Genomic DNA, 25547 nt, shown 5'->3' on the forward strand with positions numbered 1-25547 from the left:
GGAGTATCCGTGGAGTATCTATGGGGCATACTAGGCAACTCTTTCACTTTATTATCCGTTAACACGACTAGATGTTTAATTTTAATATTATATCTGAAAATTAGTAATCTAAAATGGAATTGATAAATTAAAAGTTTTAAGTTCTATTTAAAATCCCCACGTACTCTATCAAAAAGCTGCAACGATTTACCATCTGTTAGCCTTGACACATAATGGCAAGCGGCTAAAATAGTTTTATAAAGCGATTCTTTTTCAGATATAGTGTTGTTGAAATTTTTCAAAATCAAGCGATCGTAATGTCTTTCTTCACCGCTAACTACACGCTCAACGGAGGTTGTAAAGGTGTCTATTAAAGTTTCCAGCACTTTGTAGCCAGCTATTTCTTTCTCCACCACTTCTTTGCTTTGGTATACTTTTTCGATACTAATTTTAATAATATCATTTATCTGTGCTTGGTATCGACTTTTATCCAACAATGCCTGGGAGAATTCGCCTTGTAAAATATCTTCTTCGTGCTTTAAAAAAACCTCAACTGCTTCGGTTATCAATGTATTGATTGCCAAAGAACGTAAATATGCCAACCGATCAGAGCTTTGTTTTAGGTTATGGTATTTTTCAGTGTTAATCGTGTTTTTTACTAAGTTGATTAGATATTCTAACGCAAACTCCTCTTCTATTAAACCAAGGTTAATACCGTCTTCAAAATCGATAATGGTATAACAAATGTCATCGGCCGCTTCAACCAAATACGCTAAGGGGTGACGGTAATAGCTCATATTATTATCTTCACCACGTTTCAGCAACCCTAATTCTTCAGCAACTTCTTTAAAAGAGTCTTTTTCAGATTGAAACACGCCATACTTTTTATCTGCTATGTGGTTAGTAGGTTTCTTCGGCAGGGATTCTTTAGGATATTTTGTAAAAGCACCTAAGGTTGCGTACGATAAGCGTAACCCTCCATCAACGCCATTTTTAGTTTCCGTTAATATTTTGAATCCATTAGCATTTCCTTCAAAGTCTACCAAATCTTGGTATTCTTTTGGGGTTAACTTTTCTTTGAAACGCCTTCCTCTTCCATTTAAAAAATAATCGCCAATCGCTTTTTCACCACTATGACCAAAAGGCGGGTTACCAATATCGTGTGCTAACGCTGCTGCTGCTACAATAGCACCAAAATCGTTAAACTGATATCCATGTGTTTTTTTAAGCTGTGGGTGTTTTTCAAGAATAGCCTTCCCTACTTGCCTCCCTAATGACCGACCGACCACAGAAACTTCCAAGCTATGTGTTAAACGCGTGTGTACAAATGATGTTTGAGAAAGCGGAATAACTTGGGTTTTATCCTGTAAGCTTCTAAAGGCAGAAGAAAAGATAACACGATCATAATCTACTTCAAAACCTAAACGAGTTTCGTCTTGTTCCATCCGTAGTCGCTTATTGGTATCGCCTTGGCGTTTAAGTGAGAGTAGTTTTTCCCATTGCATCATAACACAGAGTTTTACTTGCAAGATACTATTTTGACCACACCGTGCAAAGTGAAAAGGCAATGTTAAGCAATTAACATTAAGATAACTTTCTTATGACAAATTAGTAATGACTAGTTAACACCAGCTTTACAGTATGTGAGTTTCTTTGTGGCACTAAATAAAACTAAAAAATAGATTAAAAAATGAAAAAATTCTTTCTTTCTTGTATAACGATTACAGCAACAATATTATTTGTTGGCTGTAGCAGTGATGATAATGATCCAATCGCAGTGGATGATGATCCAACTCCTGTAAACTCTGTACTTACAGGCCAAATTACTGAAGATTTCACATTAACTAACGATGTAATATGGACTTTAGACGGTCGTGTTACTGTAACTAATGGAGCAACTTTAACAATTGATCCAGGAACAATAATTAAAGCCGAAACTGGTCAAGATTCAAATGCTTCTGTTTTAATTATTGCAAGAAATGCAAACATTGAAGCTAATGGGTCAGCTAGCAACCCGATAATATTTACTTCAATAACTGATAATATTGAATTAGGACAAACTGCTGGTACTAACCTAAGCGAAAGTGATCGTGGCCTTTGGGGTGGTGTAATTGTTTTAGGAAATGCTAGAGCATCTCTATCTGGTGATGCTACAGAAAACCAAATTGAAGGGATTCCTGCTAGTGACAGAAATGGATTATATGGTGGTAATGATGATTCTGATGATTCAGGAACGCTTAACTACATTTCTATCCGTCACGGTGGAGCTTTAATTGGTGAAGGAAATGAAATTAACGGTCTTACTTTAGGTGGTGTAGGTACAGGAACAACAGTTTCAAACATTGAAGTGGTAGGGAATGTAGATGACGGTATCGAATGGTTTGGAGGTTCAGTAAACTCTTCTAACCTATTGGTATGGGCACAAGGTGATGATGGTCTTGATATTGACGAAGCTTACTCAGGTACTATATCTAATGCTGCAGTAGTTCTGGGCGATATTTCTGACCACGGTCTTGAAATTGACGGTCCTGCAGGTTCACTAGAAGGTAGCTTTACTATTGACGGTCTTACTTTAGTTGGAAATACTACAACCGAAAATGGTGAGTACGCAGATTTTAGAGATAATGCAATGGGAACTGTACGTAACGTTTACGCAACAGGTTTTAAAACTTCTTCAGATGTAGAATTAGACAACAATGTAGTTTCTCAAAACTATTTAGATGGAAAAATAGTATTCCAAAATTGGATACTTAATGGAGCTGATAATACTGTATTCGTTGAAAAAGGAGGTTGTATTGAAAACTGTGATGATGAAAATGATGAAAATGACGTATTTGAAGACTTAATAATTTTAAACCCTTCTTTTAGCGAAAGAGCTGCTAACTGGACCTCACAAGGAACTAGTGGTGGTGCTAATATGTCTGTATTCTCTTGGACATTCGCAAGCTCTAAAGGAGCACTTTAATTCGATTGATTAAATTTTTGTTCTCATATAATTAGCCAACTTGCTCGCTTTAAACAAAGCGGGCAAGTTTTATAAATAATAGTTATGAAAAATACGTTACTAGTAGTATTACTTTTTTTAGCAGAATTAGCCTTTAGTCAAACAGGTTCTGTAAACGGTACCATAAATGATGGAGAGTACAACGATGTCCTTCCATTTGCAAATGTTGTAATTAAAGGAACCCAAACAGGAACAACATCAGATTTTGAAGGCAAATACACATTAGATTTAAAACCAGGTACCTATACATTGGTTTTTTCGTTTGTTGGATATCAAACTAAAGAAATAACAGATATTATTATTTCTGAAAACGAATCTACTGCTGTTAATGTAACGCTACAAGCAAGTGCTGGTCAACTAGACGAGGTAATAATTACTACAACTGCCCGAAAAAACACTGAAGCAGCTGTACTTAGCTTACAGAAAAATTCAGTTAATTTAATGGATGGTCTGTCTCTTGAAAGTATTAAAAAAACAGGAGCTAGTAGTGTAGCAAATGCTGTTAAAAATGTACCAGGTGTTTCTATTCAAGGTGGAAAATTTGTATATGTAAGAGGGCTTGGCGACCGGTACACAAAATCTATTTTAAACGGAGTAGATGTTCCAGGTCTTGACCCAGACAGAAATACATTGCAACTTGACATTTTCCCTACCCAAATACTAGAAAATATTTTAGTTGTTAAATCGGCTACAGCAGATCAACCTGCAGATTTTACTGGTGGTGTTGTTGATATTGTAACAAAAGACATCCCAAGCCGAGAAGAGTATAGTTTATCTATAGGAGCAAGTTATAATTCAGATTTCCACTTTCAGGATAATTATTTAGTATCTGATAAAAGTAACACCGACTTTTTAGGTTTTGATGATGGCTTGAGAGATAACCCACTGGCTCCTAATCAAGATGTGCCATTACCACAACAAAATGGTGAAGTTGCGCAAGTTATAACACAACGTTTTAACCCTACCTTGGCTGCACAACGTGAACAAAGTTTGATGGATTTTAAATTATCGGCCACAGCTGGTAATCAATATGAAATTGGTGATAACAAACTTGGGTTTTTAGCTTCATTATCTTATAAAAATGAAACTAAATACTATGATGAGTATGTTGATGGCCAGATATACAGAAAAGATGAAACCGATAAATCTAACTTTGAACTACTTGCTGATAGAACCCAAAATGGAGAAGTAGGTAACAACAATGTATTAATTAGCGGTTTAGCTGGATTGTCTTTTAAAACTGAAAAATCTAAATATAGATTTAACGTACTTCATATCCAAAATGGAGAATCTGAAGCATCAATCTTTAGACAAAGTAACTTTATTATAAGTAGCAATAACGTAAAGAAGGATAATTTAATTTACACTGAAAGAGCTATAACCAATGGTCTATTAAGTGGAAAACACTCGCTGGGAAGTGAAAATGATTGGACTATTGAATGGAAATTATCCCCTACTATAGCCCGAATTGACGATAAAGATTTTAGAGTAACGCCTTTTAGAGTTTCTACTAACTCTCAAACAGGTGAAGAAATTTTCACAATCGAACCTAGTGAGTCTGGCTTACCTTCAAGGTTTTATAGAAATTTAGAAGAAATAAATTTAGCTGGAAAATTAGATATTGAAAAAAAGCACACCCTATTTGGTTACGATGCTAAAGTAAAATTTGGTGGTGCTTACACATATAAGCAACGTGATTTTGAAGTAGTTAAATTTGCAATTCCATTCTTAAACTTTCCATCGGCTTCTTTAGGCGGAAACCCTAATTTAATTCTAGATGATGAGAATGTGTATGATCCAACTACCAATAGTGGTTTTTATATTAGAGATGACTCAAACGATTCAGATTCATATGATTCTGAAGTATCTGTTGCTGCAGGTTATCTTTCAGAAGAGTTTAAAGTTACTAGTTGGTTTAATGCTATTTTAGGAGTTCGTTTTGAAAAATTCGATTTAATCTACACTGGAGAAAACCAAAATGGAACAGAGTTAGTTGATGCTACTATTTTAGATAAGTCAGACTTTTTCCCTTCAGCAAATTTAATCTTTGACCTTGATGAAGATGGCAATGAAAAAATACGAGCTTCATACGCACGTACTACCGCAAGACCTTCATTTAAAGAAGCTTCATTAGCTGAAATTTTCGATCCTATTAGTAGTACCACTTTTATTGGTAACATTGACCTACAGCCTAGTTATATCAATAATTTTGACCTACGATTTGAAAAATATGGTGAAAACAGTGATTTCTTCGCATTAAGTGGTTTCTATAAATCATTTAATGATCCCATTGAACTTTCATTTATTAGAAGAGCATATGGACAGTACACTCCTTTAAACCTTGGAGACGCTAATGTTTTTGGAGGAGAAATTGAGGTTCGAAAAAACCTTGGCTTTATTGATGGGCTTCAAGACCTTTCATTCAACGCCAATTTTTCATTAATAGAATCACAACAAGATTACAGTGATGATGAAAGAGAAGGAAGACTTGATAACCTTAGAGAAGGTGAAACACTAGACGATACACGTCAACTTCAAGGTCAATCTCCTTACTTAATTAATATTGGACTTAATTACAACAATGACGACAGTGGCTGGCAAGGTGGTTTGTTTTACAATACACAAGGTAAAACACTACAAATTGTAGGTGCAGGTGATGTAGCCGATGTATTTACGCTACCATTCCATAATGTTAAGTTGAATCTTTCTAAAACATTCGGTGAAAACAAAAATTCTACAATTAGTTTACAATTTGAAAATTTATTGGATGACGACGTAGAAAGTGTTTACCAATCTTTTGGTGGAGAAGATCAAATTTATTCTAAGTGGAACCCAGGACAAGAAATTAGCCTTTCTTATAGTATTCGGTTTTAGAATAATAAATAAGCTGCTAAAAAAGCCCGACAGGTTTAAACTGTCGGGCTTTTTTATTTTATTGTTTTAAACTCTAGTTGGAAACAATCTGCGTGTTATCCTTTTTAAAAGTGTTCACTTTTGCAATTTTAGAATTCATATAAGTAACTTCTCTAATAGTCTCCCCTTGAAAGAAAACCCAAGATCCTACTTTTTTTCCTTTGTCATATTCTGCAATAGCTGTTTTGTTTCCGTTAGTGTCATAACTTACCCATTTACCTTGTAATTTATTATCTAAGGTATAAAAACCTGTTTGTGCCACTACACCATTATCGTGATACAAGGTTGCCTCAACAACATTACCGTCCAATCCAGTAAGCACATACTTATCCTTATTATTTTTTTCTTGAGCTGTACCTATTGCTACTATCGCTACTAAAGCTAAAAGTGTGATTATATTTTTCATAATATTCTTTTTTTTAAATCTATATACCAAATATACAATATATTTTACATTAATTAAATGTTTACTTAACATTAAATTTACATTGAAACAACAATATGCTTATAATCAGTATTTTATACATTAAAACTTAACATTGGAATCAATACTGAAATAATAATTTGATAATATTAGCATGATGCGTAAGCCACATTAGAGTTATTATTTTGTTGCGTCTATAGACTAATTTACACCTATAATAAATCGTTTAAGTTTTTGTCGACTAGATTTTTTTAAGTGTATGAGCTGCCCTGATCAGGCAGCTTTTTTTTGTGATTAAATTTAAAAATAGTATTATATTAAATTAATATTCACGAAACGTTATCTTAACATTGAATTATGTTCTTTGCAGCGACAAAAACTTAATAAACGATTTAAATGAAGCTACGCTATATAGCATTGCTTGTGGCACTATTTGTCTTTATTTTAAAGGCAAATGCTCAAGACACCACTAACACTTCTTATGGAGATGGGCTACTTAACCTTGTGGCCAAAGACAGTTCATGGAGTGTTAAGTTTGCCCCTCGCATTCAATTTAGGGCACTTTCTACTTGGGATCACAATGGAGAACAGTATACAAAGCCAGATCAAAAATTTTTGATTAGAAGAGCTCGATTAAAGTTTGATGGTTTCGCTTATTCCCCCAAACTGAAATACAAAATTGAGCTAGGGCTTTCTAGTCGTGATATATCTGGTGGAAATCAATTTACTAGCGATGCTCCACGATACATCTTGGATGCCGTCCTTATGTGGAATTTCTATGAAAATTTTGAATTATGGGCCGGACAAACCAAGCTTCCTGGTAACTTAGAACGAATAGTCTCATCAGGGAACCTTCAGTTAATAAATCGATCCTTGTTAAACCGTGATTTTAACGTAGACCGCGATTTAGGTATCCAGTTGCACCACAAAATTAAATTTTCAGAAAAAATTATTCTACGTGAGAAATTTGCACTTTCACAAGGAGAGGGCAGAAACATTACCTCAGGCAACTTGGGTGGCCATCAATATACTGGAAGATTAGAGCTTTTCCCTTTTGGAGACTTTACTAATGGCACTGAATATGTACAAAGTGATTTAAAGCGTGAACAAACCCCAAAATTAATGATAGGCGCAGCCTATGATTATAATGATAACGCTGTAAAGACAAGAAGCAACCAAGGAAGCTATATGCAAACTAGTACCGGTTTTTACGAGACAGATATTTCAACTGTATTTGTAGATGCTATGTTTAAATACAAAGGCTTCTCTTTTATGGGCGAATTTTCCAATAGGGATGCTGACAATCCTATTGCGACAGAAGTCGATGGTTCAGTTGCTTTAGATGAGGACGGAAACCCGACTAACGATGTTGTTCTAGTAGGAAATGCTTTAAACCTTCAAGCTGGTTATCTTTTTAAAAATAATTATGAGCTTGCCGGACGCTTTACCTCTCTAAGTTTTGATGAGATAACTAAAACACAAAACCAAGAACAATACACAATAGGAATATCTAAATATATTGTAGGTCATAAACTAAAGGTTCAAAGTGACTTTAGTTATAACACTGTTGAAAATGAGAAAGGTCCTTTGGCTTTTCGTATTGGGTTTGACCTTCACTTTTAGCACTTTAATAGATAACAATTTGGTAACAATAAAAGGCAATTAAATTAAGAGATTTGCACCACTTTAATTAAAGAAAATGGAAAACATATACTTATTAATGATCGTAGCATTGGCAGTACTTGCCGTGGCCGATCTTGTTGTAGGAGTTAGTAACGACGCCGTTAATTTTCTTAACTCGGCCATCGGTTCTAAAGCCATATCATTTAAATCAATTATGATTATTGCAAGTATTGGTATATTTATCGGTGCTGTGTTCTCTAGTGGAATGATGGAAGTAGCTAGAAAAGGTATTTTTGAGCCCGGCCAATTCTACTTTGAAGAAATCATGATCATTTTTATGGCAGTTATGATAACTGACATACTCTTGCTCGATTTTTTCAATACGCTTGGTTTACCAACATCCACAACCGTTTCTATTGTTTTTGAATTATTAGGAGCCGCCGTGGTGATGTCGTTAATAAAAATTGGTGCTAATGAAACTGAAACTTGGGCAGACTTAGGTAAATACATAAACACTGCAAAAGCCACCGAAATTATTCTGGGTATTTTACTCTCGGTAATTATTGCCTTTTCAGTCGGTGCCGTAGTGCAATGGTTATCACGTTTAGTTTTCTCTTTCCACTATGAAAAGAGAATCAAAAATTTTGGTGCTTTGTTTGGTGGTGTTGCCCTAACTGCTATTGGATATTTCATCTTTATGAAAGGATTGAAAGGAACCCCTTACTACGGAGATTTTAAAGAGGTAGTAGAAGGGAACGAGCTTTACTTTGTTGGAGGAAGCTTTATTTTCTGGACACTCTTTTCTTTTCTCTTTATGAAACTGTTCAAGAAAAGCATACTTATTATCGTAATTGCAATAGGTACCTTTGGTTTAGCACTCGCTTTCTCAGGAAATGACTTAGTAAACTTTATTGGTGTACCTATGGCAGCATTTCATTCATATGAAGCTTGGTCTGCCTCAGGCGAATCTGCCTCTACTTTCTCTATGACTGTGCTTTCAGAAAAAGTTCCTGCAGAGCCATTCCTTCTCTTTATTGCTGGAGGTGTAATGGTACTCACCCTTTGGTTTTCTAAAAAAGCACGAGGGGTTGCTGAAACCGAAATTGGTTTATCTAGACAAGGGGAAGGTCATGAAAAATTTCAACCTAATATGCTGTCTAGAATAGTAGTAAAAGGTACTTCAAGAATTTCGCAAGGATTAAATTATATATTACCAAGTGCTACCACAAAAACCATAAACGCACGGTTTGAAAAACCTGTGGTAGAATTACCAAAACACAGAACATACGAGTTGCCAGCTTTTGATATGATTCGTGCTTCTATTAACTTAGTCGTGGCAGGAGTACTTATCTCAATAGCTACTTCTATGAAACTACCTTTATCTACAACATACGTAACCTTTATGGTTGCTATGGGTACTTCTTTAGCCGATAGAGCTTGGGGACGAGAAAGTGCTGTTTATCGAGTTGCTGGAGTACTTAATGTAATTGGCGGATGGTTTTTTACAGCGTTTAGTGCCTTTGTGGCTGCCGGAACGTTAGCATACCTTATCTTTTTAGGAAAAGGAGTCGCTATAGCTATCCTACTAATGTTAGCTGTACTTCTTTTGGTTAGAAATTACCTTTCTTATAAAAAGAAAAGCAACGCCATAATGGATGAAACCGGACTTAAGAAAACCGAAAGCAATACCGTACAGGGTATCATTCAAGAAAGTGCAGATAATATTGCAAAAGTAGTACACCGAAGCAATAAGATTTATTCTGATATGTTACGAGGATTAGCAAAACAGGACACCTCTAAACTTAAAAAGAGTAAAAAAGGAGTTAAAAAACTGAATGATGAAATTGATGAACTACGCGATAATATTTTCTATTTCATTAAAGATCTAGATGAAAAAAGCGTTCGAGGAAGTAACTTTTACATTATTATTTTAGGGTATTTACAAGATGTAGCCCAATCGCTTGAGTTTATTTCTAAAGCGAGCTATAAGCACGTAAATAACAATCACAAAGCGTTACGATTTAATCAAATTAAGGACCTTCAAGAAATTGATCAATCCCTTCAAGACCTCTTTGTTGAAATTGAATCTATTTTTAAAGATCTTGAAATAGAGAAAATTGAAATGGTATTGGATAAAAAACAAGATCTGTTTACACATGTTTCAGATAAAATTGAAAAACAGATAGCTAGAACCAGAACCGAAGAGTCGAGTCCTAAAAACACGGCGTTATACTTCAGTTTACTGTTAGAGACAAAAGATTTGATTACCGCTTTAATGAACTTAATGGAAGAGTATTATATAAGCTACAAAAAAGCATAGTATTATATTCCTTCAGAAATAAAAAGAGCCTTCTACAAAATTTGTAAAAGGCTTTTTTTTGTTTATATAACATCTCGATTACCGGTCTATCCCAAGTTTGTTATGTGTTTTGGTAATCGCTTTTCTATTTTTTTGATCAATCCAATCTTGCCCTTTCAATTTTCGCATTAGCGTATCAAAATGACGCATAATAACGATGTTGTAAATGGCTTTTCCTAAGTTTTTGGGGTTTCTTGCAATAGCGCGTAAACTCATAGAGAACCCAGGTGTTATATATCGCATATAGTGCCAATAGCCCTCAGGCATATATAAAACATTACCGTGCTCTAAATGCGCTTTAAAACCTTTTGCTTTTTTTAGAGCAGGCCATTTATTATAATCTGGATCTGCAAAATTGATATCCTCACGAGTTATTAGTGAATGAGGAATTTTATATAAATAGTCGTTCTGTTTTTGATCAAATAAGATCACTTCTTTTTTTCCATGGAAATGAAAATGGAAAATATTAGCCAGATCAATATCGTAATGCATAAAGGTATAACTGTCTTCCCCACCAAAGAAAAGCATAGGAAGTCCTTTCATTAATTTAACACCAAAATCTGGATATGAATAGTCTTTCTGTAGTTCAGGTACTTCTTTTAAGACATTCCACAGAAAAATACGGTATTTGGTAGGTTCTTTTTTAAGCAAATCGATATACTCGCTCATTTTCATAGTAGCGTGCGGCTCGTTAAACCCATCTTCATGGCTAACTGGTCTATCGTCATAAAGCGGCACCTCTTTGTCTCCCGCAACGTTGGCCATGTAATCTAAGTCCCACTTTTTAAAGGCAGGCCAATCTTCAACAAAACGTTCGATAACTACTGGTTTTTGAGGCTTAAAATATTTTGAAATAAAGTCTTTTTTTGAAATTGTCTCGACTCTATCTATTTCTTGTAATTGCATAAATAATCTGAAAACGACAAAACTACAAAACTTAGCCGAAAGGTTTTCTTAAAGAAAAGTTTACTTTGTGAAGGCCTTCCCTTTTGTGAGATTAAATGTTTCTTTACACACACACCTATATGTATAGTTGGTATAAAAAGGCAGGGTGCCGAATAGAAAGTTAGTGAGTTTTTCTTCAGAAACCCTATGCAATGTATTAAATTGCCAATGAGGTGATATTTTAATATATATTAAAGATTGACATATTTTTAATACTTAAACAGAATCACATTTTATAACTTTATAGCTTTAAAAACACAAATAAACACCTTACTAATTTGAGAATAGCTAAAAACCCCGTCGAAACGTTTATAAACAGCTCAACATCGGGTAGTTATATCCTACTTTTATTTACGGTTATTGCTTTGGTTTGGGCAAACTCACCTTGGCACGAAAGCTACCATACTTTCTGGAGTGAAACTTTTGCCATTGGTTTTAGCAATACAGATTTTATTATTGAAAAACCGCTATACCTATGGGTTAATGATGGACTAATGACCATCTTCTTTTTCTACGTAGGCTTGGAAATAAAACGTGAAATTCTCGATGGCGAACTTACCACCATGCGAAAGGCTTCTATGCCTATTTTTGCGGCTTTGGGAGGTATTGTAGTACCCATTGCTATTTTCTTATTGCTACACGATCAAGACCGTGGTGCTTCGGGATGGGGTATCCCTATGGCAACAGACATTGCTTTTTCACTGGGAATACTCAATTTACTAGGTAAGCGTGTACCCTTAGGATTAAAAATATTCCTGACAACCTTCGCCATTATCGATGATATAGGAGCCATTTTAGTAATTGCAACTTTTTACAGCCATGAGATGCATCTTTCTTATTTATTTATTGCGCTTGGCATTTTGACTTTTTTAGCTTTTTTAGCTTACAAAAAGTTTCATTCAAAATACTTATTACTTATCTGTGGTATTGCAGTGTGGATACTTTTCTTAAAGTCTGGAATTCACCCAACAATTGCAGGGGTTTTATTGGCATTGGTAATTCCTTCGAGCAGGAATATGAATTTAGATAACTTTTTTGAAGAAATACGAGAATCCCTCACCCTTTTTAAGAAAACAAAAGTTAAAAGAATTGTCTTATCGGACGAACAACAAGATGCTGTTGATAAAATAAACCTGATAACCGACCGTGTACAAACCCCTATGCAACAATTGGAAAATGGTCTTAGCGGTTGGGTAGCCATTGTTATAATGCCCATATTTGCACTCGCTAATGCTGGAATCACCATCAACTTTGATTCATTAAGTGAAACACAGCTTATCTCGCAAATAGCCATTGCTATGGTTGCAGGGAAAGTAATTGGGATTTCTCTCTTTAGCTATTTAGCTTATAAGTTAAAAATTGCTGTATTACCTACAGGAATAAATTTTAAACAAATTATTGGAGTTAGCTTTTTAGGAGGGGTAGGCTTTACCATGTCACTCTTTATAGCCGAATTAGCATTCCGCTCAGACGATTTATTAACAACCTCTAAAATTGGTATATTATTAGGAACTGTAGTTGCAGGTATAACGGGTTATATAATTTTACATATTCAGCTTAAAAAGAAAGAGAAAGAAAAGGCTGCTGCCCCTCATTAATTGATGTTATAACTTAACCCAAATAGAATTTCTTGGGTCTGTGGCAGCATCTAAAAAGTCGATTTTAAGTTTTTCTGCAATACTTTTTCCTATATCAAAACAATCTTGAAAATTGTCGAGCGTAGTTATATTAAAGTGTTTATTTCTATTGTACCATAGATTGACTTCGTAAAACCCTTTTCCGTTTTTAAAAATTGAAATATATTCTAACTTTTTAAAATCTTTCCATTTACCAAACTTTAAAGGACCAATGCATTTTTCAGTTTTATACCTCTTTTTTTCAAAATCAAAATGGTAATCTCTAACTAAGGAAAACGTTACCCCTGTTGAAAATAGAAAGCTTGCCGCGTATAGCCAGCTTATATTCGGTTGTATCGTAGATTTGTAAGCGCAGACTAGCATAAGAGTATAGCAAAGCGCAGCTATAATTCTATGCCACAGTGGTCGGTTTCCTTCGGAAATATAAACGTCTTGTTTATTCACTAATCAATAATACACACTTTACTAAAAAACCCCAAATTTCATATATGAAATTTGGGGTTTAATTGTTTTGATATATGCTGTTTAATCGGCCAACACAATCGCTTTATTGTTATTCATTTCAATGGTTCCGCTGGTAATTTCAAGTACCCACTTCCCATCTTCTTTATTAAATCTATTTTCAAATCCTTCAGCTATAGTAGGACTTCCGGAAAACTTTACTTTCCCTTTCGCTAAAACAGAAACGATAGGAGCGTGATTGTTCAACATTTGAAATTCACCTTCTACTCCTGGTACTGTTACCGAATCTACTTCGCCACTTACCAATAATGCCTCTGGGGTTACTATTTCTAAATACATTGTTTTATGCTTTAGGCTTTAAGCTTATAGCTTTAAGCAATTTATGATTCAGCTAACATTTTTTCTCCAGCCTCGATTGCTTCTTCAATAGAACCTTTCAAGTTAAAGGCAGCTTCTGGAAGGTGATCTAATTCTCCATCCATAATCATGTTAAATCCTTTAATAGTTTCTTTGATATCTACCAATACTCCTGGAATACCTGTAAACTGTTCTGCTACGTGGAATGGCTGAGAAAGGAAACGTTGTACACGACGTGCACGGTTTACCGCTTGCTTATCTTCTTCAGATAATTCTTCCATACCAAGAATAGCAATAATATCTTGTAATTCTTTATAACGCTGTAATAGCTCTTTTACTCGCTGTGCACAATCGTAGTGTTCTGCTCCTAAAATATCTGCTGTAAGAATTCGAGAAGTAGAATCTAGAGGATCTACCGCTGGATAAATACCAAGCTCAGCAATTTTACGTGACAATACCGTTGTTGCATCTAAGTGAGCAAAGGTTGTTGCCGGTGCTGGATCTGTAAGGTCATCTGCAGGTACGTAAACCGCCTGCACAGATGTAATAGATCCTTTTTTAGTTGAAGTAATACGCTCTTGCATCGCACCCATTTCGGTTGCTAATGTTGGTTGGTAACCTACCGCAGAAGGCATACGACCTAGAAGTGCTGATACCTCAGAACCTGCTTGTGTAAAACGGAAAATGTTATCAACGAAGAAAAGTACATCTTTTCCTTGTCCATCTCCTGCTCCATCACGGAAGTATTCTGCAATCGTTAATCCTGAAAGCGCCACACGAGCACGTGCTCCTGGTGGTTCGTTCATTTGTCCAAATACGAAGGTTGCTTTACTTTCTTTCATCGCAGATTTATCAACTTTAGATAAATCCCATCCGCCATCTTCCATTGAATGTAAGAAGTCATCGCCGTACTTAATAATTCCAGATTCAAGCATTTCGCGAAGTAAATCGTTCCCTTCACGAGTACGTTCTCCTACCCCAGCAAATACAGAAAGACCACCGTGACCTTTTGCAATGTTGTTAATCAATTCTTGAATTAATACTGTTTTACCTACACCGGCACCACCAAATAATCCAATTTTACCACCTTTTGCATATGGCTCAATCAAGTCGATTACTTTAATACCTGTAAATAATACTTCGGTAGAAGTTGATAAGTCTTCAAATTTTGGCGCTTCACGGTGAATTGGAAGTCCGTCTTTTCCTGCTTTAGGAAGGTCTGGCATACCATCAATAGCATCTCCAATTACGTTAAATAGACGACCATATACATCATCACCAATTGGCATTTGTATAGGTGCCCCTGTTGCTACAGCTTCTACACCTCGGCTTAAACCATCAGTAGAATCCATAGAAATGGTACGTACTGTGTTCTCACCAATGTGAGATTGTACTTCAAGAACCAGTAGGCTTCCGTTGTTGTCAACTTCTACTGAGTCGTATATCTTTGGAAGTTTTGCTCCGTTAGCAAACTCTATATCTACTACTGGGCCAATGATCTGTGCAACTTTTCCTTTAACTTGTGACATTATTAACTGTTTATTTTTTAGTTATCTAAGGGTGCAATTATCACCCTGTTTTTGAACGGTGCAAAGATAGTTTTTTCTGTTTAAATTACGCAATGGAAATTAGTGAATTTTTAACTCTAAAATTTAAACAACCATTCTATCGTTAATCAAGCGGCTCGCAAAAGCTCCTCACATTACTCTTAAATAATTCCAAAACTTCTTTTGATAGCTTATTTTCTTTTGGAATTTCACGTCCATCAATCTCTACAATTGGCGTGAGCTCTCCCATCGTTCCAGTAGCAAAAACTCCCTCTGCATTGTACAGCTGTGAAAGTGTAAGATCTGCTTCTTCAATAGGAATATTATTTGTCTTACATAATTCTATAACTGTTCCGCGGGTAATACCCGGTAAACAAGCGTGAGCATACGGAGTGTAAATAATACCCTCTTTTATCATAAAAATATTGCTTCCGTTTAGTTCGGCTACAAAGCCACGTTCATCTAACATTAGTCCAGCATCTTTGCCGGCGACATTGGCTTGGATTTTTGCAAGGATGTTGTTAAGAAGGTTCGCATGATGAATTTTACTATCTAAAAACTGCGGCGCATTACGGCGTTGACTCGTACTTATTACTTTAATACCACTACTATTATCATACACCAAAGGTTTCCATTCGGCTAAGACGATTAAACAAGAGCCATTTTGATTAACACGCGGATCCATACCACTGGTAATTTTCTCTCCTCTTGTTAGCGTTAAACGGATATGCACCTCATCGTTCATGTCATTTGCATCGAGTGTTTTTTGAATCGCCTCTTTTAGTACTTTTTTTGACGGAATATCAACAAAAGCAAGTGTTTTTGCACTCTCATGCAAACGTGTAAGATGCTTATCTAAGCAAACAATCCCTTCTGGATATACTCTCAACCCTTCCCAAACGGCATCGCCACCTTGTACCGAACTATCAAAAACCGATACTTTAGCTTCGTCTCTGTGATACAGTCTGTCTTTTATAAATACTTTAATATCGCGGTTGCGTTCGTCAAATTGTTGTAGCATACTCAATCGTTTTTTAAAATGTGTTTTTTTAAGGTGTTGTAATAAGGCATGGCCTTTTCCAACACAGGCTCTAATTGTTTTGGAAGTTTTGAATGTAATCTTGATTGTTTCTGAAATCCTTCGGAATTATGAACGTTTGTATACCAATAAGGAGCCCAAACCCCATCTTCTGGAATACCTTCTTTTTTCCAACTAAGCATATATGAAGTAAATGGAACTTCTAATTTATTGCAAAGCTTTTTTAAATAGCGTTCAGGATCTATCATCAATTCGTCACTATCGATTACAATAGGAATGCGTCCGTTTTCCTTCAGAAATAAAAATAGTTCTGAAGCTTTTTTAAGTCCTATATCGTCCAATTTTGGGTTATCAATAACTTTTGAAAAAGAAACAAGCAATTTTTCAGGATGTCTTATTAAAATAACATTATCCCATTTTAGAATAAAATCAGGCCGCTTATTTATATAATGATGCGCCATTCCTTTTACAAAAACATGTTTCAACCCTGAAAGTGACTGAATACTATCTACGACAATTTCTTCTTTTAAATCCATCGTACGGAGGATTTCATGTGTTGCGGGATGGTCTATTTCTGTTTCAGTATTTTTTAAATAATACCCATAAAAAGGCTCATCTAACACATGGAAGTCATCCCGTTGTGCAAATGAATACATAAGTGCAGTAGAGAGATTTCTAGGACCTGAAATGAGGTTGACGATTTTCATATCTATAGCTCGTGAATTAGAGAAATAAATACTAAAAATACATCAAAAAAAATACTTTAACACACCTTGGGTGAAGGGAAACAAAAAAGCCTTCGCAGTTTGCAAAGGCTTTTTAAAAAATATATTTAATCTTATTACTCTACTGTAACAGATTTTGCCAAATTTCGAGGCTGATCCACATCCCTATTAAGCATAACGGCGATATGGTATGACAATAATTGCAATGGAATAGTGGTCACCAATGGCGATAGTGTTTCAGGGGTAACAGGAACTTCCATAACATAATCTGCCATTTCTTTTACAGTGGTATCACCTTCGCTCACCACGGCAATGATTTTTCCTGCTCTGGATTTAATTTCCTGAATATTACTAACCACTTTTTCGTAATGGTTGTTATTAATTGCAATCACCACAACTGGCATTTGCTCATCGATTAATGCGATGGGACCGTGCTTCATTTCGGCAGCGGGATACCCTTCAGCGTGGATGTATGAAATTTCTTTTAATTTCAATGCTCCTTCTAATGCAACTGGAAAGTTATAACCTCTCCCTAAATAAAGGAAGTTTTTAGCATCTTTAAATACTTTTGAAATTTCCTTAATTTTCTCATCACTTTTCAAAGCTTCTTCCACTTTGCCAGGAATCATATCCAGTTCGCGCAAATGCAACATATAGTCACTTTGCGATAGGGTTCCTTTAGATTTTGCCAATCTAAGAGCCATCATCGTCAATACTGTTATTTGTGTAGTGAACGCTTTGGTTGATGCTACTCCAATTTCAGGTCCAGCATGTGTATAGGTACCAGTATGGGTTTCCCTAGAAATAGTGGACCCAACTACATTACACACTCCATATACAAATGCACCCTTTTCTTTAGCAAGTTTAATGGCTGCTAATGTATCTGCTGTTTCGCCACTTTGCGAAATAGCAATTACCACATCTTTTTCAGTGATTATTGGGTTTCGGTATCTAAATTCTGAAGCGTATTCCACCTCAACAGGAATTCTCACTAAGTCTTCAAAAACATATTCGGCTACCAAACCAGCATGCCAAGAAGTACCACAGGCTACTATTATTATTCGATCTGCATTTGTAAATCGTTTAATATGATCTTCCAACCCTCCTAAGCGAACAATCCCCTTATCGGCTAACAAGCGGCCTCTATACGTATCTTTAATTACTGAGGGCTGCTCGTAGATTTCTTTCAGCATAAAATGTTCATAGCCTCCTTTTTCAATCTGCTCCAAGTTAAGTTGAAGCTCTTGAATATAAGGAGTAACCAGTTTATCGTCTTTAATTTCTCGTACTTTAACGTCACGACCTCTTCGGATAACAGCCATTTGCTGATCTTCAAGATAAATCGCACTTTTTGTAAATTCAATAAAAGGAGAAGCGTCGCTAGCTACAAAAAATTCATCATCACCAATACCTATAGCAAGTGGACTTCCTAACTTAGCAACAACTATTTCATCTGGCTTATTCTTATCAAACAACGCTATAGCATAAGCACCCACTACTTGATTTAAGGCAATTTGAACTGCCTTCCCTAACTTAACGTTTTCTTGTTTTTTTACTTCTTCAATTAAGTTTACTAACACCTCGGTATCAGTATCTGAAGTAAAAGTATAACCACGATTGATTAATTCTTTTTTTATAGAAGCATAGTTTTCTATAATTCCGTTATGAATAATCACCAAATCACCACTATTCGAATAATGAGGATGCGAATTTACATCGTTTGGTACTCCGTGTGTTGCCCATCTAGTATGCCCAATTCCTAAACTTCCTTTTAAAGAAATGTTTTTTTCGGCTTTTGCTTCAAGACCAGCTACTTTTCCTTTTGTTTTACACAACTGAATGTCTTCTCCATCAAACAATGCTATTCCTGCACTGTCATAACCCCTATATTCTAAACGTTTTAATCCGTTTAATACAATCGGGTAAGCTTCTTTTTTACCTATATATCCTACAATTCCACACATAGCTATCTATTCAGGTTTAGTATAATAAAGTTGTAATTTTAGTTTTCTGTCTTCATCAGAAGAATTACTTCCATGTAAAACAGTTCCTTTTGGTGTTAACACACTAGTCCCTGGAACTTCTTCTAGCCCTGGCTCTTGTGTGTTTTGAAGGCTTTTAAAATTAGGACTCACAACATTATCGGTGACCATAAGCCCCAATGGAACATTTATAGAGTCGTTATTTATAAGGTCACTTATATGAGTAGTCAATCTAATTTTATAATAATCACCTCTATCACTGGCATCCCTTACAAGGGGTCCCAAGTGGCTTGTCTTGTGAGTTAATGGCAGCTGTGTACTTAAACCATCTATAACGTAATCGATAAGTACCGTTCCATTTTTTGCATCGAAAATAATCACTCGTTCTGGTTCATTATCTAAACCTGCTGTTTTATCTTTATCTACATAAAATACCAAGTTGGCCTCGTTTATAATTGGTTTTTGTTCTCTAAGCATATCAAGTTCATCAGGAATTCCATTTGACCCTTCTTCTAGATTAGCGTTTAAGTTATCTTCTGTTCCAAATAATTGTATTACTGCTGCAATACCGTCGCCTCCTTTTATATAAAGATTTTCATCGCCGTTTTCAACATCTGGATTTTCGATAGCTGAAATTATATTTTGCGGAAGTTCATCTTGTAATAAGCTAACATTTATTCCTCCTAAATTTAATCTTAAATTATCATCTTCTCTTTCATCTTCTTCATCAAATGAGTAATACAAGATTATATTTGCCTCTGAAGGGTTAAAAAGGAAAAAGTTTCCGTTTTCATTAGCAGATTCAGCTTTGAAGTATATACCTCTAAAATACTCCTTGAAATTATTGTTACTTAAAAGCTCTGAGGAACCTTCTTTATCAATGATTTTTTCTTGAAAAAACTCAATAGGTAATTTGGCTCGCAATCCTGGAGCTACGGTTTCATTTATAGTATCTCCAGCAGAATTATATGAAACTAAGTTAAAGCCCTCATCATTTGGCGTAAAGTTTTCAATCTCATGAATTAAATCTCCAACAAGCGCTGGGTTATTGTCAAATGTTTTTTCTAGATCTGAATAATATTTTTGAGGATCCTGAAAACCTGATTCAGGATCTAAATCTCTTAAAAAATAATTAGATTCATACATTGAAATATTTATAGGGTCGCTACCAAATACTGAATCTAAGCTATAACTAAGGGTATCTTCGCCTACTACTTCGCTTTCACTAAAAAATGGAATGTAAAGCACAACACTATCGAGAGTTGTCCCTTCACCAAATTCAGGCTCTACTTCCCCCAACGTTACTTGAGATAGCAAACTAGCAGTAGATTTACCATAAATAGGGTCGTTTTTAACCCCCAATTGATAAGCACTAAGCCCATTTGTTTGTATAGGCAATAATTTACGGCTATATGCTACTACTGAATTGGTTTGATCTGGTTCGATGAAGGTATTGTCACCAACAATTTCCGATCCAATTATATCTATATCCTCTTCGCAAGATGCCACTATTACAACCAATAGTAAAACGGTTGCTAGTTTTGGCAACATATTCTTAATCTTCATAAGCAAATTTAAATGTGTACGGCTACTTTATTTTATTATGATAATTCTGACTGGTAAAAGTCTAAATACGCTTCGGAAAACTCTTCTTTTTTGTGATATTTTAACACCGGTTTGTCCCAGTTGTTAAGGAAGTTTTCCATTTCTTCAGGTAGTTCGTCAGAGCCAATAATAGCTGCATCAGAGTTTTTCACAGCTACCTTCATCATATTAACATAATTAGGCTCTTTCAATTCTTCTATACTTTCCTCTTCAATACCATCAAACAATATTTTTTCCATTACGTTATTGTTTAACGTTCCATCAAAGCCTTGATTGTATACAGAGGTAACTATTTTACTATTTTCGAACAAAGGTTCTGTTCCGTAGTAGTTTCTTAGGTATAATGGTAAAAAGGAAGCCAGCCAACCGTGAACGTGGATGATGTCTGGAGACCAATTTAATTTTTTAACCGTTTCAATTACTCCTTTTGCAAAAAAGATTGCACGCTCATCATTATCACCAAAATAGTTTCCTTCTTCGTCTGCAAAAGTTGCTTTACGTTTAAAGTAATCGTCATTATCAATAAAATAAACTTGCATACGCTCCTTGGGAATGGATGCTACTTTAATGATCAATGGCATATCTAGATCATTTATCACCAAATTCATCCCACTTAAACGTATTACTTCGTGTAGCTGATGGCGTCTTTCATTTATATTACCATAACGTGGCATAAAAATTCGAATTTGACCACCATTGTCATTAACCATTTTAGGGGCTTCAAACGACATGGAAGAAATCTCGGTCTCCGGCAGATAAGGAATTACTTCAGAAGACACATACAAGACTCTTTTATCTTTCATATATTTATTACTTTAATAGCTTAGTTGTTTTGAAAGTGCAAAATTACGAAAATTTATGTAGATTGCTCATAATCTATTAATTTTGCCGCCACTCAATTTAAAATCATGAGCGTATATACCAACCGAGAATCGCTTTTAGCTGCTCTCACACCTTGGCGGAAATCTAAAAAAATTGGTTTTGTTCCTACTATGGGAGCTTTACACCAAGGACACCTAACCCTTGTTAATAAAGCACTAGAAGAAAATGACTGTGTGGTTATAAGCATTTTTGTAAATCCCACTCAATTTAACAATCCAGAAGATTTACAAAAATACCCCAGAGACCTAGAAACAGATGTAACATTATTAAAATCGTTAGGGAAAAATTTAATTATCTATGCTCCAGAAGCTTCCGATTTATATGGGGATTCAATTACTGCTACAAAATATAGCTTTCAAGGCTTAGAGCACGAAATGGAAGGCAAACACCGTGAAGGACACTTTAACGGGGTAGGTACTATTTTAAATATTTTCTTCCGAATTATTGAACCGGATAATGCTTATTTTGGGGAAAAGGACTTTCAGCAATTACAAATTGTGAAAAAACTCGTTGAAGTTGAAAACCTCCCTCTAAACATAGTGGGAGTGCCTATTGTTCGTGAAAAAAGCGGTCTCGCATTAAGTTCTCGAAACAAACGTCTTACCGAAACTCATAAAAAGGAAGCCGTTTTAATTTCAAACACGTTAAAAGAAGTAAAAGAGCGGTTTGCTTCGCATACTATTTCAGAATTAAACCGTTTTGTGAAAGAAACATTCGATAAAAACGACCAATTAGCGTTAGAATATTTTGAAATAGCTAACGAAAAAACCTTAAAAACAGCAATAGAAAAGTCTAAAAACCAGAAATATAGAGCCTTTATAGCTGTTTTTGCAGGAGAAATAAGATTAATAGATAATATGGCTCTAAATTAATACCTTTGCAAAATGCAAGTACACGTAGTAAAATCTAAGATTCACAGAGTAAAAGTTACTGGTGCAGACCTCAACTATATTGGCAGTATTACCATTGACGAAGATTTAATGGAAGCCGCTAATATTATTGAAGGTGAAAAAGTACAAATTGTTAATAATAACAATGGCGAACGGCTCGAAACATATGCAATACCAGGACCTCGCAATAGTGGCGAAATAACCCTTAATGGCGCCGCTGCCAGAAAAGTTGCTCCAGGCGATATTTTAATACTCATTACATACGCTATGATGAGTATAGAAGAAGCCAAACAATTTAAACCTGCCTTGGTTTTCCCAAATGAAGAAAACAACCTTTTAAAGTAATTTGAAAAAATCACTTACAAAGTTTCTTAAAAATGCCAAGGCCATTGGCGTGGGGCTTTTTTTAGTCTATTATTCATACACTAAATTCACTCCAGAACAACTAGACGAAATTGCTTTTTACTTTAAAAAAGCAGATTACACCTTTATTGTATTATCGGTTTTCCTCAGTTTGGTAAGCCATATAATTAGGGCTATCCGGTGGAATTTACTTTTAGAACCCGTAGGATACAAGCCTAGCGTTATCAATAATTTTATGGCTATTTCAGTAGCCTACTTAATGAATATGTTTATTCCAAAAAGTGGTGAAATTTCACGAGGGATTGTGCTTGACAAGTATGAGAAAGTACCTTTTGACAAGGGTTTCGGAACCATTATTTCAGAACGGGTAGTCGATCTGGTTTTTTTAATGGCTTTTACCGCTTTAGCTCTATTTCTAGAATTTGATGATTTATATGCTTTTTTAACCGAAATAATCAACCCCTCAAAATTAATCCTTGTATTTGGAGCATTACTGGCTTTCGGGATCATTTTTCTACTTTTCTTGAACTATTCAAAATCAAAACTAACCCAAAAGATTAAGCAATTTTTACTAGGGTTGAAAGATGGGGTTTTCAGTATTTTCAAGATGAAGAAGAAATTTTCCTTCATTATTCAAACCTTTTTAATCTGGGGGTTATACTTACTTTCTTTTTATACAGCTATGTATGCGCTTGAGGACACCGCTTCTATTCCTATTGGAACGGTAATTATCGCTTTTGTAGTAGGTAGCTTTGCATTTGCTTTTACTAATAGTGGCTTTGGCAGCTACCCGTTTTTTGTAGCTGCAATCCTCGCTGTATTTGGTGTTGCTGAAACTGCCGGAACTGCATTTGGATGGATTGTTTGGACATCAAACATAAGCTCTATTATTATTTTTGGCGGGTTATCATTTTTGTTTCTTCCTATTTATAATAAAGCCAAAAGCTAGTTTTCTTTTTTTCTGAAAACAGTGTTTTTTAAATTTTAGTATCTTTCCCATCCTAAAACGTAACCTGCATGAAAAAAATAGTATTCCTCGTCCTTTGTTGCATAGTAACCATTTCAACTTCCGCACAAATTCTTTATGAAGAATTCAACTCCGAAAAACTACAGGAAACCCGAAAATTAAAAATACAACTTCCTCGAAATTACGATACAAACTCTGAAAAAGTATACCCCATAGTTATTGTTCTCGATGCCGATTATCTATTTGAGCCTGTTGCCGGAAACGTAGATTACCTGAGTTACTGGGAAGATATGCCCGAAAGTATTGTTGTAGGCGTTATGCAAGGCGAGTCGCGCTATGATGACTGTAACTATGATGACACTAATTTTTTCCCTGCTGAAAAAGGAGCCAATTTCTTTGAATTTATTGGTCTTGAGCTCTTACCCTATATAGATAATAATTACCGTACGGCAAAATTTACCATTGCTGTAGGTCACGATTTTACTGCAAATTTTATTAATTATTATCTTTTTAAAGACCCACCACTTTTTAACGGATACATTAGCTTAAGTCCAGACTTAGCTCCGTTGCTCGACGAGCGCATACCACAACGAATTCCTGAAATAGAGTCCAAGGTTTTTTATTATTTGGCTACGGGAACTGATGATATTAAATCATTGATGGACGTTACAAAATTACTTAACGAACCCCTACAAAAAATAGAAAAAGACAATTTTGAATATTATTTTGATAATTTTGATGGTGCTACCCATTATTCACTAGTTAGCCGGGGAATTCCTAACGCCTTAGAAAAAATATTTTCTGTTTATCGTCCTATTAGTAAAAAAGAATACAATGAGGTACTTTTAAAAATGGAAAGCCCTGTAGACGAATATCTCAAAGAGAAGTACAATACTATTGAAACTCTTTTTGGCCTCACAAATCCTATTAGGGTAAATGATTTTATTGCAACTGCTACAGCAGCCGAAAAATTGAAGCAATGGGAATCACTTCGAGAAATTGGGACAATGGCAAAAAAGCAATATCCAGATAAAAATATGAGTGATTACTACCTAGGTCGTTATTATGAAGAAATAGGAGAGTCTAAAAAAGCCATGCGAACCTTTCAAGGAGGTTTTGATAAAGAAGAAACCGATTTTATAACGGTAGATATGCTATTAGATCGTGCCGATAAAATAAAAGCAGACTTTGGTTATTAAATCTCACTAATAACCACACGATTAATCAACGCCCAGTTGGTAAGAGCGTTGGTGCCTTTTTCAATTAGAAGTTTATTAATAATATTGCTTCTATGTTTTTCTACGGTTCTTGTGGAAACACAAAGTTCATCTGCAATTTCCATTGTATTTTTTTGCAACGCTATTAATTTAAGTATGGTAATTTCAGAAGGGGTTAATGTTTTCAGTTTTTTCATTTCTTCTGAAGCGGTATTTAAAGAATCACTATCAAAAGATTCACTGAAATATTCCCGTCCGTTAAGCACAGACTCCATGCACTCACCAATTTCTTTAAAGGAGTCTTCTTTCAGCAAATATCCATCAATTTGAAGAGCCTTAGCTTGTACCACATATTCGGGCTCACGATGAAAGGAAAGGATTATAAACTTAGTCTCACAGTCGTTCTCTTTCGCAGCTTTAATAACCTCTAGACCAGTCATTAAGGGCATATCGATATCCAACAAGGCAAGGTTAGGTTTTAACTGTAAAATTAAACTCAACGCTTTATTACCATTGTTAGCCTGGCCAATCACATTATATCCATTACGTATTAATTCTTCATTAAGTCCGCTCAACAACATAGGGTGATCATCGGCAATTACTATCGTAAAGTTTTTATTGTTCATA

The 25547-nt window shown here is 35.2% G+C and carries 21 protein-coding genes; 9 read left to right on the forward strand and 12 right to left on the reverse strand.

The features are described 5' to 3' along the window. Positions 1-143: 143 nt before the first annotated feature. Entirely contained in the window at positions 144-1484 is a 1341-nt protein-coding gene (locus AACZ92_RS00545) for a deoxyguanosinetriphosphate triphosphohydrolase (protein WP_339695751.1), read from the reverse strand. A 185-nt stretch (positions 1485-1669) separates the two neighbouring features. Here AACZ92_RS00545 and AACZ92_RS00550 point away from each other — a divergent pair, with 185 nt between their 5' ends. Then, a complete protein-coding gene (locus AACZ92_RS00550) occupies positions 1670-2944 on the forward strand; it encodes a hypothetical protein (RefSeq protein WP_339695653.1) in 1275 nt (424 codons plus the stop codon). A gap of 84 nt (positions 2945-3028) precedes the next feature. Then, the gene (locus AACZ92_RS00555) at positions 3029-5857 is read left to right on the forward strand and encodes a TonB-dependent receptor (RefSeq protein ID WP_339695656.1); all 2829 of its coding nucleotides are present in this window, start codon (positions 3029-3031) and stop codon (positions 5855-5857) included. A 73-nt stretch (positions 5858-5930) separates the two neighbouring features. Here AACZ92_RS00555 and AACZ92_RS00560 read toward each other — a convergent pair whose 3' ends face one another. Further along, positions 5931-6302, reverse strand: a complete 372-nt coding sequence (locus AACZ92_RS00560) for a nicotinic acid mononucleotide adenyltransferase (protein ID WP_339695658.1) — start codon at positions 6300-6302, stop codon at positions 5931-5933. 414 nt (positions 6303-6716) lie between these two features. Here AACZ92_RS00560 and AACZ92_RS00565 point away from each other — a divergent pair, with 414 nt between their 5' ends. Then, positions 6717-7943 (forward strand): porin, encoded by a 1227-nt coding sequence (locus AACZ92_RS00565; protein ID WP_339695660.1) that lies wholly within the window; start codon positions 6717-6719, stop codon positions 7941-7943. Positions 7944-8019: 76 nt separating this feature from the next. Further along, a complete protein-coding gene (locus AACZ92_RS00570; protein WP_339695663.1) occupies positions 8020-10263 on the forward strand; it encodes an inorganic phosphate transporter in 2244 nt (747 codons plus the stop codon). A 78-nt stretch (positions 10264-10341) separates the two neighbouring features. On the opposite strand, the gene AACZ92_RS00575 is transcribed toward AACZ92_RS00570, so the two are convergent. Further along, positions 10342-11208 (reverse strand): cupin-like domain-containing protein, encoded by an 867-nt coding sequence (locus AACZ92_RS00575; protein ID WP_339695666.1) that lies wholly within the window; start codon positions 11206-11208, stop codon positions 10342-10344. Between the two features lie 317 nt (positions 11209-11525). Here AACZ92_RS00575 and nhaA point away from each other — a divergent pair, with 317 nt between their 5' ends. After that, on the forward strand, positions 11526-12845 hold the full coding sequence (gene nhaA, locus AACZ92_RS00580; RefSeq protein WP_339695668.1) for a Na+/H+ antiporter NhaA: 1320 nt from the start codon (positions 11526-11528) through the stop codon (positions 12843-12845). A 6-nt stretch (positions 12846-12851) separates the two neighbouring features. Here nhaA and AACZ92_RS00585 read toward each other — a convergent pair whose 3' ends face one another. The 8 genes from AACZ92_RS00585 to AACZ92_RS00620 form a co-directional block, all read right to left on the reverse strand. After that, positions 12852-13328, reverse strand: a complete 477-nt coding sequence (locus AACZ92_RS00585) for a hypothetical protein (protein WP_339695671.1) — start codon at positions 13326-13328, stop codon at positions 12852-12854. 81 nt (positions 13329-13409) lie between these two features. After that, positions 13410-13685: a F0F1 ATP synthase subunit epsilon gene (locus AACZ92_RS00590; RefSeq protein ID WP_339695674.1), complete on the reverse strand. Its 276-nt coding sequence runs from the start codon at positions 13683-13685 to the stop codon at positions 13410-13412. 41 nt (positions 13686-13726) lie between these two features. After that, positions 13727-15232, reverse strand: coding sequence for a F0F1 ATP synthase subunit beta (atpD, locus tag AACZ92_RS00595; RefSeq protein WP_339695677.1), 1506 nt, complete (start codon positions 15230-15232; stop codon positions 13727-13729). Positions 15233-15374: 142 nt separating this feature from the next. Next, on the reverse strand, positions 15375-16271 hold the full coding sequence (locus AACZ92_RS00600; protein WP_339695680.1) for an aminotransferase class IV: 897 nt from the start codon (positions 16269-16271) through the stop codon (positions 15375-15377). A gap of 2 nt (positions 16272-16273) precedes the next feature. After that, the gene (locus AACZ92_RS00605) at positions 16274-16996 is read right to left on the reverse strand and encodes a sulfotransferase family protein (RefSeq protein WP_339695683.1); all 723 of its coding nucleotides are present in this window, start codon (positions 16994-16996) and stop codon (positions 16274-16276) included. 134 nt (positions 16997-17130) lie between these two features. Continuing rightward, positions 17131-18978 carry a glutamine--fructose-6-phosphate transaminase (isomerizing) gene (glmS, locus tag AACZ92_RS00610; protein ID WP_339695686.1) on the reverse strand — a complete coding sequence of 616 codons (1848 nt, stop codon included), beginning with the start codon at positions 18976-18978 and terminating at the stop codon, positions 17131-17133. A 6-nt stretch (positions 18979-18984) separates the two neighbouring features. Next, positions 18985-20562 (reverse strand): DUF4270 domain-containing protein, encoded by a 1578-nt coding sequence (locus AACZ92_RS00615; protein WP_339695688.1) that lies wholly within the window; start codon positions 20560-20562, stop codon positions 18985-18987. Positions 20563-20597: 35 nt separating this feature from the next. Continuing rightward, a complete protein-coding gene (locus AACZ92_RS00620; RefSeq protein WP_339695690.1) occupies positions 20598-21404 on the reverse strand; it encodes a glycogen/starch synthase in 807 nt (268 codons plus the stop codon). Positions 21405-21509: 105 nt separating this feature from the next. On the opposite strand from AACZ92_RS00620, the gene panC reads away from it, so the two are divergent. From panC to AACZ92_RS00640, 4 genes are all read left to right on the forward strand, one after another. Then, a complete protein-coding gene (gene panC / locus AACZ92_RS00625; protein ID WP_339695693.1) occupies positions 21510-22355 on the forward strand; it encodes a pantoate--beta-alanine ligase in 846 nt (281 codons plus the stop codon). Positions 22356-22367: 12 nt separating this feature from the next. After that, positions 22368-22718 carry an aspartate 1-decarboxylase gene (gene panD, locus AACZ92_RS00630; protein WP_117158498.1) on the forward strand — a complete coding sequence of 117 codons (351 nt, stop codon included), beginning with the start codon at positions 22368-22370 and terminating at the stop codon, positions 22716-22718. Position 22719: 1 nt separating this feature from the next. Beyond that, positions 22720-23685, forward strand: coding sequence for a lysylphosphatidylglycerol synthase transmembrane domain-containing protein (locus AACZ92_RS00635; RefSeq protein ID WP_339695697.1), 966 nt, complete (start codon positions 22720-22722; stop codon positions 23683-23685). 68 nt (positions 23686-23753) lie between these two features. Continuing rightward, positions 23754-24902: an alpha/beta hydrolase-fold protein gene (locus tag AACZ92_RS00640; RefSeq protein ID WP_339695699.1), complete on the forward strand. Its 1149-nt coding sequence runs from the start codon at positions 23754-23756 to the stop codon at positions 24900-24902. Here AACZ92_RS00640 and AACZ92_RS00645 read toward each other — a convergent pair. Further along, on the reverse strand, positions 24899-25546 hold the full coding sequence (locus tag AACZ92_RS00645) for a response regulator transcription factor (protein WP_339695702.1): 648 nt from the start codon (positions 25544-25546) through the stop codon (positions 24899-24901). The two genes, AACZ92_RS00640 and AACZ92_RS00645, sit on opposite strands and share 4 nt — an antisense overlap. Between the last annotated feature and the right edge of the window lies 1 nt (position 25547).

The sequence above is a fragment of the uncultured Marixanthomonas sp. genome, from assembly GCF_963974425.1.
In the GTDB taxonomy this organism is placed as follows: domain Bacteria; phylum Bacteroidota; class Bacteroidia; order Flavobacteriales; family Flavobacteriaceae; genus Marixanthomonas.